Source organism: Rhizobium sp. GR12 (assembly GCF_036596185.1).
Classification (GTDB): Bacteria; Pseudomonadota; Alphaproteobacteria; order Rhizobiales; family Rhizobiaceae; genus Agrobacterium; species Agrobacterium nepotum.
In genome coordinates, this window is sequence record NZ_JASXTH010000008.1 from 106,681 (window position 1) to 122,427 (window position 15,747).

Sequence of the window (15,747 nt, forward strand, 5' to 3'; positions counted from 1 at the left end):
AGTCATGCACTTCGAAAAGACCAGAGACGGCTTCACGCTCGCGATCGGCGGCCGGACCATCCTTTCCCATTCGCCCAAAAACCCGGCCTTCTTTGCCGGTTTCGGCAAGGAACGAATGGATATGTACCGTGGCAATTTCGATATCGAGGACTATGTCGTCGAACGAACTGCGCTGCGCCATGCCGAAGTCAGTGGCGACAGCGTCATACTGTCTTCCGCACCTGGCCAGGAACCGCGCCTTCATCTGACGCTGGATGGAAATGCCATCCGGTTCACGGCACTGGACGAGACCATCAACCGCCTGTGGCTGCGGGTCGTCGCGGATGAGGACGAGCATGTCTGGGGCGGCGGCGAGCAGATGTCCTATTTCGACATGCGCGGCCGCCGTTTTCCGCTCTGGACTTCGGAGCCCGGGGTCGGCCGCGACAAGACCGCCGAAATCACCTTCAAGGCCGACATCAGCGGCAAGGCGGGCGGCGATTATTACAACACCAATTACCCGCAGCCCACCTGGCTGTCGTCACGCAAATACGCGCTGCATGTGGAAACGAGCGCCTATTCGGTTTTCGATTTCCGTAATGGCGATTTCCATGAAATCGAGATCTGGACGATCCCCGAGCAGATCGAGCTTTTCGTCGGCGAACACTTCACTGATATCGTTTCCGCCCTCTCGCTGCGGTTCGGACGCCAGCCGGAACTGCCGGACTGGGTCTATAGTGGCGCCATCATCGGATTAAAGGACGGCGCCAACTCCTTCGCGCGGCTGGAGAAAATCCGTGCCGCCGGAACCAGGGTCTCAGGCCTCTGGTGCGAGGACTGGGTGGGGCTTCGCCAGACGTCCTTCGGCGCGCGGCTATTCTGGGACTGGCAGGCCAACGAGACCCGTTATCCGCATCTGCGCCAGAAGATTGCCGAGCTTGCCGATCAGGGCATTCGATTTCTCGGCTACGTGAACCCCTATCTCTGTGTCGATGGCCCGCTCTTTCCCGTGGCCGAGAAGGCCGGCTATTTCGCCACCGGCGCGGATGGCAAGACGGCGCTCGTCGATTTCGGCGAGTTCGATTGCGGCGTGGTGGATTTCACCAATCCGGCGGCGGCGGACTGGTTTGCCGAAGAGATCATCGGCAAGAACATGCTGGATTTCGGCCTTTCCGGCTGGATGGCCGATTTCGGCGAATATCTGCCGATCGACATCACTTTGTCGAATGGCATCGACGCCAAACTGATGCACAATGCCTGGCCGACACTCTGGGCCGAAGTCAACGCAAAAGCCGTGGAAAGCCGCGGTAAAACCGGCGAGGCGCTGTTCTTCATGCGGGCGGGCTTTACCGGCGTGCAGGCCCATTGCCCGCTCCTATGGGGCGGCGACCAGTCGGTGGATTTTTCCCGCCATGACGGCCTCGTCTCCGTCATCTGCGGTGCGCTGTCTTCCGGCCTTTTGGGCAACGCCTATCACCACTCCGATATCGGCGGTTATACCAGCCTGTTCGGCAATGTCAGAACGCCGGAACTCATCATGCGCTGGGCGGAAATGGCCGCCTTTACTCCAGTCATGCGCACGCATGAGGGCAACCGCCCGCGCGACAATCTCCAGATCGACCAGGACGAGACGGTGCTTGGTCATTTCGCCCGCATGACGGCGATCTATGTCGCGCTCGCCCCCTATCTGAAATCGCTCTCCACCGAGGCGGCCGAAACGGGCCTGCCGGTGCAGCGCCCGCTTTTCCTTCACTACGAAAACGACCGGCAAACCTATGCCATTCAGGACAGCTACCTCTATGGTTCGGACATGCTCGTCGCGCCCGTCTGGAAGGCAGGGGAAACGCAACGTACGCTCTATCTTCCGAGCAATAGTGAATGGCTGCATCTGTGGAGCGGTGCGCGACACCTTGGCGGACGCGAAGTCACCGTTGATGCTCCAATAGGTGAACCGGCTGTGTTTTATCGTGCCGGCACGCCCTTTGCTGTGCAATTTGAACGGCTTCGCAGGATCGGCTGAATCGTCACATGTTGCGGCGTTCGGGAGATGATTCAATCGCCGGCCAAGCCGCCATCAGCCTGTCAGGCGTGGTGATGTGATGGCTTTCTTGAACAGGACCGTCATCGCGTCGCTGATGCCCTGAGAGGGGCTGACCTCGAAAAACAGGCCGGGGGAAGCGCAGCTCTGCATGCGCGAACCGATTTCCGACTGAAAGGGCAAAATCCAGCTATTGTACCAGTCATTCGTCGGCAGCGGCAGATAGGTGGTATAGAGCACTGCGATACGAAAGCCTTTCTCCTTCAGCTTCGTACAGGATCTGACGTCGATCGGCTCCTGACAGCGCCCGCTCGTCAATTTTTTCGTGCAGGAGGAAGGCTTGTAGCTATCGCCCACACCATCCGAAACGAAAAAAATCACCTTTTCCGGGTTCGCCGAGCTGGCGCCCGTGCCCGAGGTGCCGACCTTGTCGCCGATCTGGGCCAATGCCCGATCGAAGTCGGTCTGCTGGTCGTTATTGTATCCCTGATAGGGAATGGACATCAGGTCGATTTCGCCCGCTTTTTTCTTCGCGGTCTCCAGATCCGAAGTCAGCGGAACAACCTCAAGCAGCTTCGTGTCTTCCGCCCGCTCCCCGAAGGTGTAGACAGCCATGCGATATTGATTGCTGCTTTTGCGCGTGGATTTCGCCGTGTCCATTAGGCTGGCGGTTGCTTTGGCAACCACGTCGATGCGTGTGGTGACCCCAAGGCTCTTTGCCCTAAAATAGTAGCTGCTCGCGTCTGCCACACCATTTTTCACGATATGACAGGCAAAGGCGCATCGATCGCTTGTATTCGCAACCAGCTTGGCGACATCCAGGGGTGTGGCGCCCACTCCCATGGAGGGCGTATTATCCAGCAGAAGATAGAAATCGCTGAAGGTTTCCGTTTCGTATTTGGCTGTGGCCGTACCGCCAACCGAGACAAAATCCTTTCCCAGAAGCCCGGACAGCGTCGTGTTGACGGACGCCCTGAAGCTCACGGATGACTCGACCACATTGCCGTGCTTGATGACCGATACATCGACAGACGTAAGGCTGTAGTCTGCATTTCCCCGCTGGTTGTCATCGAAGAACGCCCGGGCCTCTTCATTGCCGACGGGAATGATACCATCCCCGGACATCTTCTTTGCCGCCTGAATACTTGCGGACGTATCTGCAACAGCCGCCAACGCCGCGGAATCCGCGGCCTGCTGCAAATCGGCTTTGGCCGACATGCCCCGCGAGATATCGAGAGCCACACCGGCAGCACCGCACAGGGGCACCAAGAGCAACGCGGTAAGAATACCAAAATTTCCCGATTTTTCTTGCCAGAAGTTTTTCAAACTCGCCCCCACCCATTCAGGAAGCGGAAGCTAATACAGCGGAATTGAAAAGCGGTTTCAATAGATAACTAATTTTTGATAAACTTATATAAAAGATAACTAATATATTCGCGACGAACCGGCCCGCCTCCGCATTGAAGTTCAAAGTTGACATTACTTCAAAACCCTCCTAGCAAATCAGTCTCTTCCGAGGGGAGCACTGCACAGTGCTGAGATGGCGATGAGCCGGACCCTTGAACCTGATCCGGGTCATGCCGGCGTAGGAACGGAAACTGTCGCGCTAGTCAGCTGCTGCCCTTTCTCTTCTCCGCTTTGCCCGGGTCTCCGTGATAGTCACAGCTGGAGACCGAACGATGATGCTGAAACATCCTTCCCTTCGTAAACGGTGCGGTTGCGTCTGAGGTCCGGCCCATGCGTCCCTCCCACGCGCTGAACGGCGTCTTGCTTCTGCTCATTCTCTGGCAGACAGGGACATGGCTGTTTGCGCCGCCCCGCTATATCCTGCCCTCGCCCGCCGATGTTGCCGCCGCATTTCTACGCCAGCCGGCCTTCCTGTTCGGACAGGCCATGGTGACATCAGCTGAAATGGTCGTCGGGCTTGTGGCAGGCATCGTCGCCGGTCTTCTCGTTGCCTTCACGATCGCGGCAATCCCGCGTCTCGGCCGCCTCGTCTGGCCCATGGTTCTCGTGTTGCAGGCGTTTCCGGTCTTCGTGCTGGCCCCTATCCTCGTCCTCTGGTTCGGCTTCGGCATGGCCTCGAAAGTGGTCATGACGGCGATCATCATCTTCTTTCCCGTCGCCTCCGCCTTCACTGATGGTCTCAACCGCACGGATCGCGCCATCCTCGACGCCGCCTCGCTGACAGAGGCGAGCCACTGGCAGATCCTCACCCGACTGCGTGCGCCGCTGGCGCTCCCCTCGCTCATTTCCGGGCTTCGGGTGGCAGCGCCGCTCGCCCCGCTTGGCGCCGTCATCGGCGAATGGGTGGGCGCGTCGGCCGGGCTCGGTTTCGTCATGATCCAGTCCAATGCCCGCATGCAGACCGACACGATGTTTGCCGCCATGGCCATTCTTGCCGTCATGGCGGTGCTGCTGCGGCTTATCGTCGATCGGGCGACAGCCAATCTGGCCCCATGGGCCGAAGAAACAGAACATTTCATTCCTTTCAAATATTTGCGGAGGCTTTCAGCACCATGAAACGAACTCTTCTTTCCCTCGTCGTCGCGGCAGCAAGCGTGCTTGCGCCCGTGCAATCTCAGGCGGCCGACAAGCTTACCGTGTTGCTGGAATGGTTCGTGAACCCGGATCACGCGCCGATGGTGATCGCGAAAGAACGCGGCCTGTTTGCAGATGCGGGGCTGGAGGTTGAGCTGGTTCCACCCGCAGACCCATCCGCCGTGCCGCGCCTCGTCTCGGCAAAACAGGCCGATATCGGCGTCCACTACCAGCCGAACCTTTATCTCGATCACGAAGCCGGGCTGCCGCTCGTCCGTTTCGGCACGCTGGTCGAAACCCCTCTCAATACCGTCACCGTTCTGGCTGACGGACCGATCAAGAGCCTGAAGGACCTGAAGGGCAAAAAGGTCGGTTTCTCCGTGTCCGGTTTCGAGGATGCGATGCTGAAGCGCATGCTGGAAAAGGACGGGCTGACGAAAGACGATGTGGAACTCGTCAACGTCAACTTCTCGCTCTCGCCTTCCCTGATCGCGGGCAAGGTGGATGCCACACTTGGCGGTTTCCGCAATTTCGAACTGACGCAGATGAAGCTCGAGGGTCACGAGGGCCGCTCCTTCTTCCCGGAGGAGCATGGCGTGCCTGCCTATGACGAGCTGATCTTCGTCACCCACCGTGATCTCGCCAAAGACAATCGCCTGCCGCGTTTCCTCTCCGCCGTCGAGCAGGCCGCGATCTTCATCACCAACCACCCGCAGGAGGCGTGGCAGCTTTTCATCAAGGCCTATCCGAACCTTGACGATGCGCTGAACAAACAGGCCTTTTTCGACACGCTGCCGCGTTTCGCCAAGCGCCCGGCCGCACTGGACCGCGCCCGCTACACCCGCTTCGGCGAATTCATGCGGGACATGCAGCTGATCAAGCAGGCACCGGCGGCGGAAGACATCGCCGTGGAGCTGCAATAATCATGGCGAATAATTTTCCGACAGCGGCAAAGGCCGCAGAGATCTTGGAAAGAGTAAGGCAGACACGCCCGCGCGTGCATTGCCTGATGAACACCGTGGTGCAGAAATTCACCGCCGACGGTATCACCGTCGTCGGCGGCATTCCCTCGATGACCACCTCGCTCGAGGAAATCGGCGCTTTCGTCACGAAAGCCGATGCGCTGACGATCAATCTTGGCACACTCGATGCCGAACGGCGCAAAGTCATACGGTTTGCCGCCGAGATCGCCCGCGCGGCGGGCAAGCCGTGGATTCTGGATCCCGTGCATTGCGATTATTCTCCCTCGCGGCTGGCATTTGCGCGTGAACTGATCGCATTTCGACCCACCATCGTGCGCGGCAACAGCGCCGAAATGAGCCTGATCGGTGATGTTCCGAACGCGGTCAGGATTGAGACCGGGCCGGTCGATCACCTGCGCGATGCCACCCGTGACATCAGGATCGTCAATGGCCACTCGTGGATGGCAAAAGTGACCGGCACAGGTTGCCTTTCGGGCGGTGTCATCGCCGCTTTCATGGCGGTGGAAAAAGATGCGCTGACGGCTGCCGCCTCCGCCCTCGCCATCACGGGTGTCGCAGCCGAACTGGCCGCAATGCACGCAAAAGGCCCCGGCACATTCGAACCGGCGTTTCTGGACGCGCTTTCCGAAATTTCCGGCGAAGACATCATAAACCATGCGAGGATCGAGCATGAACAAGGTTGATTACCGCCTCAACGCGCTGGTCGATGCCAGCCTCGGCGATGTCGCGCCCTTGGCCGAGCTTGCTCTGGCGGCCGCGCTCAATGGCGCGACCATCCTGCAATATCGCGACAAACACGCTTCAACTCGGGAGATGATCGAAAACGCCCGCGCCATTCATGAGGCCATTGCCGGTACCGGCGTGCCGTTGGTCATCAATGACCGGGTGGATGTCGCGCTCGCCTCCGGAGCGGACGGGGTGCATCTCGGCGCTGATGATATGGATGCCGAAACCGCCAGACGCATCCTCGGCGAAAAGGCGATTATCGGCCTCACCGTCAAGAACAGGGCCGATGCCGAACGGGTGGCGGCAATGCCCGCCGATTACGCCTGCATCGGCGGCGTGTTCGAGACCGTATCCAAGGTCAACCCCGACAAGCCGGTCGGTATCGACGGTTTTACGCTACTGCGTGATCTTTTGCGGGAGTGGCGGCCGGAAATGCCGGTGGGCGCCATCGCTGGCATCGATCTTGCGCGCGTGCCATCCGTCATCACCGCCGGCGCAGACGGCGTCGCGGTCATTTCCGCCATCTTCCGCGCAGGCGATATTGCCAGCGCAACCAAGGACTTCCGCGCTGCAATCGACACTGCGCTGAAAGCGAGGCAGCCATGACAGCCATTGCATTAACCATTGCCGGCTCCGATAGCGGCGGCGGTGCTGGCATTCAGGCCGACATCAAAACCTTCTCGGCGCTCGGCGCCTATGCCGCAAGCGTCATCACCGCCATCACCGCCCAGAACACCAAAGGCGTAACGGCGGTGGAGGATATTTCCGTTGCCACCATCGTCGCGCAGATGGACGCGGTTTTTTCCGATCTCGCCATCAATGCGGTGAAGATCGGCATGGTCTCGCGGATCGAAACCATTGCCGCCATCGCCACACGGCTTAGGCAGCAACCGCAGCCGGTGGTGCTCGACCCGGTTATGGTAGCGACCTCCGGCGACCGGTTGCTGCACGAGGACGCCATCGAGACGTTACGGCGCGACCTGCTGCCGCTCGCCGCCATCGTGACGCCGAACCTGCCCGAGGCGGCACTTCTGACCGGTGCGCCAGTCGCGACGACGGAAAAAGACATCGCCCACCAGGCCGAGATGATCCTGATGGCGGGCGCAAAAGCCGTGCTCATCAAGGGCGGCCATGGCGACGGGCCGCAAAGCACGGATTATCTCTTCGCCGACGGTACCATGCAGGCGCTTTCCGCGCCAAGGGTGGACACGAAAAACGACCATGGGACCGGCTGCACGCTGGCGGCGGCGATTACCGCCTATCTCGCTATGGGGCATGACTTGGCGGAGGCGGTGGGTCTTGCGAAGGAGTATCTGAATGGGGCGCTGGAAGCTGGTCGGGGGCTTTCGGTTGGGCAGGGTCGGGGGCCGGTGCATCATTTTTATCGGTGGTGGGGGTGAAGGGCCTGGGCGGGCACAGAGTATGCGGCCACCCCCCTCTGTCCTGCCGGACAGCTCCCCCTCAAGGGGGGAGATCGGATGAGGCTTCTGCCTCAGTCCCGAGTAGTCCCCTCAATGTGAGATACGTCGCTTATTGAATAAGGAGTATTCCGCTTGTCGATCTCCCACCTTGAGGGGGAGATGTCCGGCAGGACAGAGGGGGGTAAGCCCCACACTCCACGCTCTATCATCACTTCACCTTCGCCGTCGCCAACACATTCCGGATCGCAAAACTCGAATGAATCCGCGAAACCCCCGGCAGCTTCGACAATATCTCCTTGTGAATGCGCTCAAAATCCCCCGCACTTTCCGCTTCACATCGCAGGAAATAATCCGAGCCGCCCGTCATCAGGTAACATTCGCGAATTTCCGGATAACGCCGTACCGCATTCTCGAAACGGTTGAGGAAATCCTCGGTCTGGCGGTCGAGCGTGATCTGCACGATGACCGAGATCACCTCCCCGCCCGCAAGACCGCTGGTCAGCGCCGTATAGCCCCGGATGATGCCTTCCCGCTCCAGAATATCGACCCGGCGAAGGCAGGCGGATGCCGAAAGCCCGACTTCTGCGGCAAGCTTCGTATTGCTGATGCGGGCATTGAGCCGAAGCAGGCGGATGATATGGCGGTCGGTCGCATCGAGAGACGACATAGGAAATTCCAATTCAGCAAGGAAAATTGCGTATTTGTGAATTTTATCGCATTTATTCGAACAATAGCCAAGATATTCGATAATCGTTGCAATACCCTCAGAGGATAAAAATGAGGGTGAACGACAATGGACATGCAGATCAGCCGCCAGCAGGCAGCCGGTGGTGCAAGCGGCCATCTGACCATCGATCTTGGCGCATTGCGCGACAATTATCTGGCGCTTGCGGTCATGGCCCCTGCCTCGCAGACGGCAGCCGTCGTCAAGGCCGATGCATACGGCCTCGGCGCCGATATCGTCTCGCAGGTGCTGTTCGAAGCGGGCTGCCGCAATTTCTTCGTTGCCCATATCGATGAGGCGCTGGCGCTCCGGCTTCGCCTTTCAGCGCAAGCGAATATTTTCGTCCTCAACGGTCTTCAACCCGGCAACGAGACTGCCTGCGCCGCCATGGCCGTCACGCCAGTTCTGAATTCGCTCGAACAGATCGCACAATGGGCGGCCCATGCCAAAAAGCTCGGCAAGCCGCTCACCGCCGCAGTGCAGATCGATACCGGCATGTGCCGCCTTGGCCTCTCGCCTGAAGAGCTCGAAGTCCTCGCCTCCCGGCCACAATTGCTTGATGGTATCGACATCGCTTTCGTAATGAGCCACCTCGCCTGCGCCGACGAGCCGGATCACCTCTCCAATGCCGCGCAGCTCTCCGTGATGCGAAAAGCCGCCATCGCCTTTCCTCACGTGCCCGTCTGTTTTTCCAACTCCGGCGGCATCTTTCTCGGCAATGATTATCACAACCACCTGCTGCGCCCAGGCATTGCGCTTTACGGCGGCGCGCCCTCCGTTGCCCGCCCAAATCCGATGAAGCCGGTCGTCCGTCTGGACATCGCCGTCATCCAGACCCGCACGGTTCCGGCCGGCTCGCTGGTCGGTTACGGTGGCTCCTTCGAAGCGCCCGGCCCGACGAGCCTTGCGACGATCGCCGCCGGTTATGCCGATGGCCTGCCGCGTTCGCTCAGCAATCGCGGCGCGGCATGGTACGATGGCGTTCGCCTGCCGATTGCGGGACGTGTTTCGATGGACAGCATCATTCTCGACATATCCGCCCTGCCCCAGGGAACATTGACGCAGGGCAGTCTCGTGCAGATGATCGGGCCTGACCAGACGCTGGAAGACATTGCAGGCGATGCGGGTACGATCGCCTATGAAATCCTGACCGGCCTCGGACGCCGTTACCGCCGCACCTATATTCAGCCGGGCGAAACCCCGGCCGCCGCTTCAACATCTGTCAGCCATAAGTGAGACGATCATGAACGTCACTATTCTCGGAGCCGGCGTCATCGGCGTGACCTCCGCCTGGTATCTGGCCAAAGCCGGACACAAGGTGACGGTGATCGACCGCCAGCCGGCCGCAGCGCTCGAGACCAGCTTCGCCAATGCGGGTGAGGTTTCCCCCGGCTATTCTTCACCATGGGCTGCTCCCGGTATCCCGATGAAGGCCATGAAATGGCTGTTCATGAAACACGCACCGCTCATCATTCGCCCGACCGCCGACCCGGCAGCGTGGCGCTGGATGAGCCAGATGCTGCGCAATTGCACATCGGCCCGCTACGCCACCAACAAAAGCCGCATGGTGCGCATCGCCGAATACAGCCGCGATTGCCTGATGGCGCTGCGCGACGAGACCGGCATAGAATATGACCAGCGCATGCAGGGCACACTGGAGGTGTTCCGCACCCAGAAGCAATTCGACTCCATCGGCAAGGATGTGGATGTGCTGACCGCGGGCGGTGTGCCTTTCGAGATTCTCGACCGTGATGGCTGTGCCGCCATCGAACCCGGTCTTTCCCCCGCTAAGGAAAAGATCGTTGGTGGCCTGCGCCTGCCCGGAGACGAGACCGGCGACTGCTTCATGTTCACGACCGAACTTGCACGTATGGCGCAAGAGGCGGGCGTTACTTTCATCTACGATACCGGCATCATGCGCCCCATCGTCGAAGCGGGCCGCATCAAGGCCGTGGAGACCACCAAAGGGTTGGTGGAGGCCGATATTTTCGTGGCAGCACTGGGCAGCTATTCTCCGCAATTCGTGCGCCAGCTCGGCCTTACCCTGCCGGTTTATCCGGTCAAGGGTTACTCCATTACGGTTCCGATCGTGAAGGAGGAGCGCGCACCGGTTTCCACCGTCATGGACGAAACGTTCAAGGTGGCGATCACCCGGCTCGGCTCGCGCATCCGCGCCGGCGGCATGGCGGAGATCGCCGGTTTCAGCAAGGACTTGCCCGAAGCGAGAAAAGAAACGCTGGCCCATTCGGTGGAAGACCTGTTCGGTGGCGCGGGCGACCAGACACAGGCGAAATTCTGGTGCGGCCTGCGCCCGATGACACCGGACGGAACACCGGTCATCGGCGCTACCCGTTACAGCAATCTGTATCTCAACACCGGCCACGGCACGCTTGGCTGGACCATGTCCTGTGGCTCGGCCCGAGTGCTCGCCGATCTCATCAGCGGGAACAAGCCCGAGATAGACACACACGATCTGGCACTCAGCCGTTACGCAGCCTGAGGCGCGGCAGAAATGCCGATCCCCCACGAGGGGATGGGCAGCCGTTCAAAGCGCCAGCGCATCCTTCAGCGCCAGACCTTCCTTCATGCGAAGGTCGAGATCGGCCTCAATGTGGTCGAGATGCTGCAGCATGAGCGCGCGGCCCTTCGCTGCATCCTTCGCCTCCAGCGCATCGAGCAGGTCGGCATGATCGTTGTGGCCGCAGCTTGAAACACCCGAGCGCCCGTAGAGCGCGATGACCAGCGATGAGCGAGCGACCAGCTCGTCCATGAATTTTTCCAGAATGGCATTGCCCGCAAGCGAGGCCAGCATCAGGTGGAAATCGCCCGACGCCTTGATTTCCGCGCGCCTGGCGTTCGGGCCACGCTCATGCTGGTGGCGGCTTTCCTGAACCAGATGCTCTCTCAGCTGTTTCACCGCCGCAGGCGTGATCTTTTCGATTGCCGCGTCCAGGACGCCGGGTTCTATCAGCCGGCGCGAGGCGAAAACCTGGCGCGCCTCATCCGGTGTCGGATTGGAGACGAAAGCGCCGCGGTTGCGCTCGGCCTTCACCAGCCCCTCATAGGCCAACATCTGAAGTGCAGCGCGCACCACCGTGCGGCTGACGTCGAACAGCGTTCCCACTTCCGATTCCGACAATTTCGTTCCCGGTGCGAGCCGCCGGTCGACAATGGCGTCGCGCAGCGTATCGCGAATGGTCTGGGCACGGTCTTCATGCGACGAATCGGAATTGACGGTTATCTGGGCAAGGCTCATGGGCGTGTCCTGTTTGTTCTTGAGTTCTAGCGCGAAGCGTGCGGACCAAGCAAACAGGAATTGAGTATCGCCGCCGGCCCGCCACAATTCATTCAGCGGCCGTTCAGCAGGGGAGCTATATTTCTTTAACCATCGAATTTGCAACTGGCAGCGCCCTGCCAACCCGGATGGAAAAAGACCATGTCGTCCTTTGCAGCTAAAACCGTTCTGACTATCGCAGTCGCCGCTGCGACGATCGTTCCTTTCAACAGCGCATCCGCCGATGACTGGGGTCGCCGCGACCGTCGCGATGCCGCCATTCTGGGTGGCGTTCTCGGTCTTGCCGCCGGTGTCGCCGTTGGTTCAGCCCTTTCCCGCCCGGCACCCGTGGACGATGAGCGCGTCTATGTCGACCCGCCCCGCCGTTATGAGCCGAGCTACGTCTATGAAGAGCCGGAGTACCGGAACTACCAGCCGCAGCCGGTCTATCGTCCTGCCCCCGCCTATCGTCCGGCACCGGTTTACCGCGCGCAGCCCGTCTATGACAGCCGCCCCGTATACGGTCAGCGTCCCGCCTATCGCACCATCGAGCCGTGGACCAATGCGTGGTACGACTATTGCTCGCAGCGTTACAGAAGCTTCAATACCCGGACCGGCACCTTTACGGACTATGACGGCCAGCGCCACTTCTGCGTAGCGGGCTAATCGCGAGAGCGAGTTCCGGCAGGAGCCACAGCCGAGAGGCTGCGGCTCTTTTCACGCCGCGCCGTTCTTCACATAATCCGCCCGATTGATGCCGTGGCGTTGCAACTTGTCGTAAAAGGTCTTGCGGGCAATGCCGAGCGTTGCGATGGTTTCCGCTACGTCTCCGTTCGATTGCGCCAGCGTTTCGCGGATGATCTGCGCCTCGATCTGGTCCATGCGCTCCGGCAGGGTGCCGGAAGCCGGGATAGCGGTTTGCGAAACCGGCGCAGCCGCCGCTTCCGTCTCCAGCCCCAGCACCACCCTTTCGGCGAAATGCCCGAGTTCGCGCACATTGCCCGGCCAGTCGTGATCGTTGAGACGGCGGGAAACGCCGGCGCTTATCTGCGGCACCGGCATGTTGAAACGGTTGGCGGCCTTGGTGACGAAGTGGGAGAAAAGTAGCGGAATATCCGCCCTGCGTTCGCGCAACGGCGGGATGGATAGTGTCACCACATTCAGCCGGTAATAAAGATCCTCGCGAAAGGTGCCGCGCTCGGCCGGATCGCCAAGATCAACCTTGGCTGCCGCCACCACGCGAATATCGACCTGCCGCTCCTCGTTGGAACCGAGCGGCGAGACCTCGCGCATTTCCAGAACGCGCAGCATCTTCACCTGCACGGCAAGCGGCATGCTTTCGACCTCGTCCAGAAACAGCGTGCCGCCACTGGAATGCTCGATGCGGCCGACGCGCTTTTTTTGCGCCCCGGTGAAAGCCCCAGGCTCATGGCCGAAAAGCTCGCTTTCGATCACCGTTTCCGGCAACGCCCCGCAATTCAGCGCCACGAAATTACCCCTGGAGCGCTTCTTGCTCCAGCGGTGAAGCGCCGTTGCCACCACTTCCTTGCCGCTGCCCGTTTCGCCCGCCACCAGCACATCCACATCCGTATCGGCAATGTGCCTGAGCGTGGTGCGCAGGCGCTCCATGGCGGGGGTCTGGCCGATCAACGGCAGATCGTCCTCCGCTTGAGCCCCTGCCCGACGAAGGGCACGGTTTTCCAGCACCAGACGGCGCTTTTCCAGAGCGCGGCGGGCACTTTCCACCATGCGTTCGGCCGGAAAAGGCTTGGCGATAAAATCGTAAGCCCCGTTGTGAATCGCATCAATCGCCATCGGCACATCGCCGTGGCCGGTGATGAGGATGACCGGCAGATCGGCGTCGATCCTGCGCACACGCTCGAAGAACTCAAGGCCGGTCATGCCGGGCATGCGCACATCGGTGATAATGATGCCGTCGAAATCCTCATTCAGGGCCGCAAGCGCCTGCTCGGCGCGGGAAAAGGACGTGACCGGTAATCCGTCGAGTTCCAATGTCTGCACCATCGCCTTGCGCAGTTGGGAATCGTCGTCCACCAGAAATATGGTTCCATCCATCGTCATGTCATGCTCGCTTCAGATAAACGGAAAAAGACGTGCCCGCCCCGGTGCTCGTCACCTCGATGCGACCGCCATAGTCGGAAGCGATATCGTTGGAGATGACGAGGCCAAGACCGAGGCCGCTTTCCTTGGAGGTATTGAAGGGCGAAAAAAGCTGGGCGCGGATGGCTTCGGGGATGCCTGCGCCATTGTCGCTGACCGAAAGCACGACCATGTCGCTTTCTTCGCGCACACGCACCTCGACGCAGGCAGCGCCAATCTCTTCAGTGGCTTCCAGCGCGTTTTGCAGAAGGTTGATGAGGATTTGCTCGAGCCGGATGCGGCTGCCGAGCACTTTCATATCCTGATCCGGCAACACGATATCCAGCGCATCCATCTGTCCGGAAAAACGGCTGCGCAACAGCATGACCGCACCTTCGACGACCAGTTTGACGCTTACAGGCTCGGCGGCGGTGCGGCCCTTGCGGGCCAATATCTTCAGGTCGCCGGTGATCGTGCCGATACGCTCGGTCAAGGCCGCGATGTTTTCGAGATTTTCGGTCGCCTCGGACACGCGGCCGCGTTTCAGCAGGGTGCGGGCATTGTCGGCAAAGGTGCGGATTGTCGCCACCGGCTGGTTGATCTCATGCGCCACCCCCGCCGCCACCTGGCCGAGAATGGAAAGGCGGTTGGCCTGCACCAGTTCGTGCTGCACATTGCGCAATTCGCCTGTCGTCTTTTCATGCAGGGCAATTTCCGCCTGAAGGTGGTCGCGGGTTTTCGTCAGGTCGCGCGTCCGCTCCTGCACCTTTATTTCCAGCTCGGAACGGGCGCGCTGCTCCTCTTCCTTTTCCCGCAGCGCCTTGTGCCTGCGCCACAGCCACAGCGCCGAAAGAGCCATCAGCGGCATCAGCATCGCCAACGCCACCACCCTGCCCTCGCGGATGGCGGCGTTCAGCGCCGGTGCGACGGGTTGCAGATAATGCAATGTCCATGAGGTCGTCGGCACCGGCATTTCCAGCCGCAGATAATCGCCGCGCTGCCCGCCGGGTTCGCCAACATGGACGAGCGGAGCCCCAACCTGCGGCGACCGGATTGCCCGGAAGGGCAATAAGGAAAGTGCTTCGTTGCCGAATTGCAGGCTTTCGGAAATGGCTTTCCGCCGCGCCTCGTCAATCGGTGCAACGGTCTTGAAGCGCCATTCCGACACGCTCGTCATCAGCACGACGCCGTTTCCGTCAACCACATAGACCGGCTTGCCGCCGATGTTCCAATCCGCTTCCAGCCGGTTGAACTCGACCTTGGCAATGACGACCCCAAGTGGTCTCCCGTCGGCGGCATCGACGCGGCGGGAAATGTAGAGACCCGGCCGGCGGCTGACATTGCCGAGCGCATAATGTTCGGACATGCCGGTATTCATCGCCGCCTGAAAATACTCCCGGAATGCATAATTGGTGCCGACGAAGCTGTCGGCCTGCCGCCAGTTGCTGGATGCAATGGTCAATCCGGTCGGCCCGGTGACATAGATCACCGAGGATTGCGTGCCTTCGATCAGCCCTTCCAGCTTGCGGTTCAGCCGGTCAATGGCGGAGGCCCCGCCGCCGTCCAGCGCGGTGGCCAGATCGGGATCGCCGGACAGAACCAGCGGAATGGCGCGGGGCCGTTCCAGCGCTACATTCAGAAGCGCAATCTTCAGTTCCGCATCCGTGGAAGCTTCAAGCCCCGTCGTCCGCATCGCCCGGATACGGGCGAACTCATCCGCCGCCAGCAGGATGCCGAGACTGACGAGCAGCCACAGGCCCGCCAGCGCCAGCCATTGCGCCCGCCGTTTCGCCTGGGAATGAGATACCTGCTCTTCATGGGCCATGCGACAATTGTGCGGATTTACACACAGATCGCAAGGGATTTTGTCCGGAATTCCACACAGATGTCTCCGGGCCGGCAAAGCGCCAATAAAAAGTACTTTTCAAATCAGTCAGTTACACCAAATAAGCACATCTGGC

The 15,747-nt window shown here is 60.5% G+C and carries 14 protein-coding genes and 1 riboswitch; of the genes, 9 read left to right on the forward strand and 5 right to left on the reverse strand.

Annotated elements, in window-relative coordinates; genetic code table 11:
• The first annotated feature begins 4 nt into the window (after positions 1 to 4).
• Positions 5 to 1,999, forward strand: coding sequence for an alpha-glucosidase (locus tag QSK43_RS15430; RefSeq protein ID WP_332304168.1), 1,995 nt, complete (start codon positions 5 to 7; stop codon positions 1,997 to 1,999).
• Between the two features lie 54 nt (positions 2,000 to 2,053).
• Here the strand turns inward: QSK43_RS15430 and QSK43_RS15435 are convergent, their stop codons facing one another.
• Positions 2,054 to 3,343, reverse strand: coding sequence for a pilus assembly protein TadG-related protein (locus QSK43_RS15435; RefSeq protein WP_332304169.1), 1,290 nt, complete (start codon positions 3,341 to 3,343; stop codon positions 2,054 to 2,056).
• 180 nt (positions 3,344 to 3,523) lie between these two features.
• Positions 3,524 to 3,626, forward strand: a riboswitch (TPP riboswitch).
• Positions 3,627 to 3,754: 128 nt separating this feature from the next.
• Here QSK43_RS15435 and QSK43_RS15440 point away from each other — a divergent pair.
• From QSK43_RS15440 to thiD, 5 genes are read left to right on the forward strand one after another with little or no spacing between them, the layout of a single operon-like run.
• On the forward strand, positions 3,755 to 4,540 hold the full coding sequence (locus QSK43_RS15440) for an ABC transporter permease (RefSeq protein WP_332304170.1): 786 nt from the start codon (positions 3,755 to 3,757) through the stop codon (positions 4,538 to 4,540).
• Positions 4,537 to 5,481, forward strand: a complete 945-nt coding sequence (locus QSK43_RS15445) for an ABC transporter substrate-binding protein (RefSeq protein ID WP_045017823.1) — start codon at positions 4,537 to 4,539, stop codon at positions 5,479 to 5,481. The genes QSK43_RS15440 and QSK43_RS15445 overlap by 4 nt, the downstream gene beginning before the upstream one ends.
• 2 nt (positions 5,482 to 5,483) lie before the next feature.
• Positions 5,484 to 6,224, forward strand: coding sequence for a hydroxyethylthiazole kinase (locus tag QSK43_RS15450; RefSeq protein WP_332304171.1), 741 nt, complete (start codon positions 5,484 to 5,486; stop codon positions 6,222 to 6,224).
• Positions 6,211 to 6,873 carry a thiamine phosphate synthase gene (gene thiE / locus QSK43_RS15455; RefSeq protein ID WP_332304172.1) on the forward strand — a complete coding sequence of 221 codons (663 nt, stop codon included), beginning with the start codon at positions 6,211 to 6,213 and terminating at the stop codon, positions 6,871 to 6,873. The genes QSK43_RS15450 and thiE overlap by 14 nt, the downstream gene beginning before the upstream one ends.
• Positions 6,870 to 7,667, forward strand: coding sequence for a bifunctional hydroxymethylpyrimidine kinase/phosphomethylpyrimidine kinase (gene thiD, locus QSK43_RS15460; RefSeq protein ID WP_332304173.1), 798 nt, complete (start codon positions 6,870 to 6,872; stop codon positions 7,665 to 7,667). Before thiE ends, thiD begins: the two co-directional genes overlap by 4 nt.
• Positions 7,668 to 7,896: 229 nt before the next feature.
• Here the strand turns inward: thiD and QSK43_RS15465 are convergent, their stop codons facing one another.
• Positions 7,897 to 8,355 (reverse strand): Lrp/AsnC family transcriptional regulator, encoded by a 459-nt coding sequence (locus tag QSK43_RS15465; RefSeq protein WP_045017819.1) that lies wholly within the window; start codon positions 8,353 to 8,355, stop codon positions 7,897 to 7,899.
• A gap of 126 nt (positions 8,356 to 8,481) precedes the next feature.
• On the opposite strand from QSK43_RS15465, the gene alr reads away from it, so the two are divergent.
• Both alr and QSK43_RS15475 read left to right on the forward strand, forming a co-directional pair.
• Complete coding sequence (alr, locus tag QSK43_RS15470; RefSeq protein ID WP_332304174.1) at positions 8,482 to 9,648, forward strand: alanine racemase; 1,167 nt, start codon at positions 8,482 to 8,484, stop codon at positions 9,646 to 9,648.
• A 7-nt stretch (positions 9,649 to 9,655) separates the two neighbouring features.
• The gene (locus tag QSK43_RS15475) at positions 9,656 to 10,912 is read left to right on the forward strand and encodes a D-amino acid dehydrogenase (protein WP_332304175.1); all 1,257 of its coding nucleotides are present in this window, start codon (positions 9,656 to 9,658) and stop codon (positions 10,910 to 10,912) included.
• Positions 10,913 to 10,957: 45 nt separating this feature from the next.
• On the opposite strand, the gene QSK43_RS15480 is transcribed toward QSK43_RS15475, so the two are convergent.
• Positions 10,958 to 11,668, reverse strand: coding sequence for a GntR family transcriptional regulator (locus QSK43_RS15480; protein WP_332304176.1), 711 nt, complete (start codon positions 11,666 to 11,668; stop codon positions 10,958 to 10,960).
• Positions 11,669 to 11,848: 180 nt separating this feature from the next.
• Here QSK43_RS15480 and QSK43_RS15485 point away from each other — a divergent pair, with 180 nt between their 5' ends.
• The gene (locus tag QSK43_RS15485) at positions 11,849 to 12,352 is read left to right on the forward strand and encodes a BA14K family protein (protein ID WP_045017812.1); all 504 of its coding nucleotides are present in this window, start codon (positions 11,849 to 11,851) and stop codon (positions 12,350 to 12,352) included.
• A 51-nt stretch (positions 12,353 to 12,403) separates the two neighbouring features.
• Here QSK43_RS15485 and QSK43_RS15490 read toward each other — a convergent pair whose 3' ends face one another.
• Together QSK43_RS15490 and QSK43_RS15495 are read right to left on the reverse strand one after the other, a co-directional pair.
• Positions 12,404 to 13,768: a sigma-54-dependent transcriptional regulator gene (locus tag QSK43_RS15490; protein ID WP_332304177.1), complete on the reverse strand. Its 1,365-nt coding sequence runs from the start codon at positions 13,766 to 13,768 to the stop codon at positions 12,404 to 12,406.
• Position 13,769: 1 nt separating this feature from the next.
• Entirely contained in the window at positions 13,770 to 15,611 is a 1,842-nt protein-coding gene (locus QSK43_RS15495) for a sensor histidine kinase (RefSeq protein ID WP_332304178.1), read from the reverse strand.
• Positions 15,612 to 15,747: the final 136 nt, after the last annotated feature.

Excerpts from the sequence above, each read along its gene's own strand:
- QSK43_RS15430 (WP_332304168.1), top strand. The coding sequence starts at position 5 with ATGCACTTCGAAAAGACCAGAGACGGCTTCACGCTCGCGATCGGCGGC.
- QSK43_RS15440 (WP_332304170.1), top strand. The coding sequence starts at position 3,755 with ATGCGTCCCTCCCACGCGCTGAACGGCGTCTTGCTTCTGCTCATTCTC.
- QSK43_RS15445 (WP_045017823.1), top strand. The coding sequence starts at position 4,537 with ATGAAACGAACTCTTCTTTCCCTCGTCGTCGCGGCAGCAAGCGTGCTT.
- QSK43_RS15450 (WP_332304171.1), top strand. The coding sequence starts at position 5,484 with ATGGCGAATAATTTTCCGACAGCGGCAAAGGCCGCAGAGATCTTGGAA.
- thiE (WP_332304172.1), top strand. The coding sequence starts at position 6,211 with ATGAACAAGGTTGATTACCGCCTCAACGCGCTGGTCGATGCCAGCCTC.
- thiD (WP_332304173.1), top strand. The coding sequence starts at position 6,870 with ATGACAGCCATTGCATTAACCATTGCCGGCTCCGATAGCGGCGGCGGT.
- QSK43_RS15465 (WP_045017819.1), bottom strand. The coding sequence starts at position 8,355 with ATGTCGTCTCTCGATGCGACCGACCGCCATATCATCCGCCTGCTTCGG.
- alr (WP_332304174.1), top strand. The coding sequence starts at position 8,482 with ATGGACATGCAGATCAGCCGCCAGCAGGCAGCCGGTGGTGCAAGCGGC.
- QSK43_RS15475 (WP_332304175.1), top strand. The coding sequence starts at position 9,656 with ATGAACGTCACTATTCTCGGAGCCGGCGTCATCGGCGTGACCTCCGCC.
- QSK43_RS15480 (WP_332304176.1), bottom strand. The coding sequence starts at position 11,668 with ATGAGCCTTGCCCAGATAACCGTCAATTCCGATTCGTCGCATGAAGAC.
- QSK43_RS15485 (WP_045017812.1), top strand. The coding sequence starts at position 11,849 with ATGTCGTCCTTTGCAGCTAAAACCGTTCTGACTATCGCAGTCGCCGCT.
- QSK43_RS15490 (WP_332304177.1), bottom strand. The coding sequence starts at position 13,768 with ATGACGATGGATGGAACCATATTTCTGGTGGACGACGATTCCCAACTG.
- QSK43_RS15495 (WP_332304178.1), bottom strand. The coding sequence starts at position 15,611 with ATGGCCCATGAAGAGCAGGTATCTCATTCCCAGGCGAAACGGCGGGCG.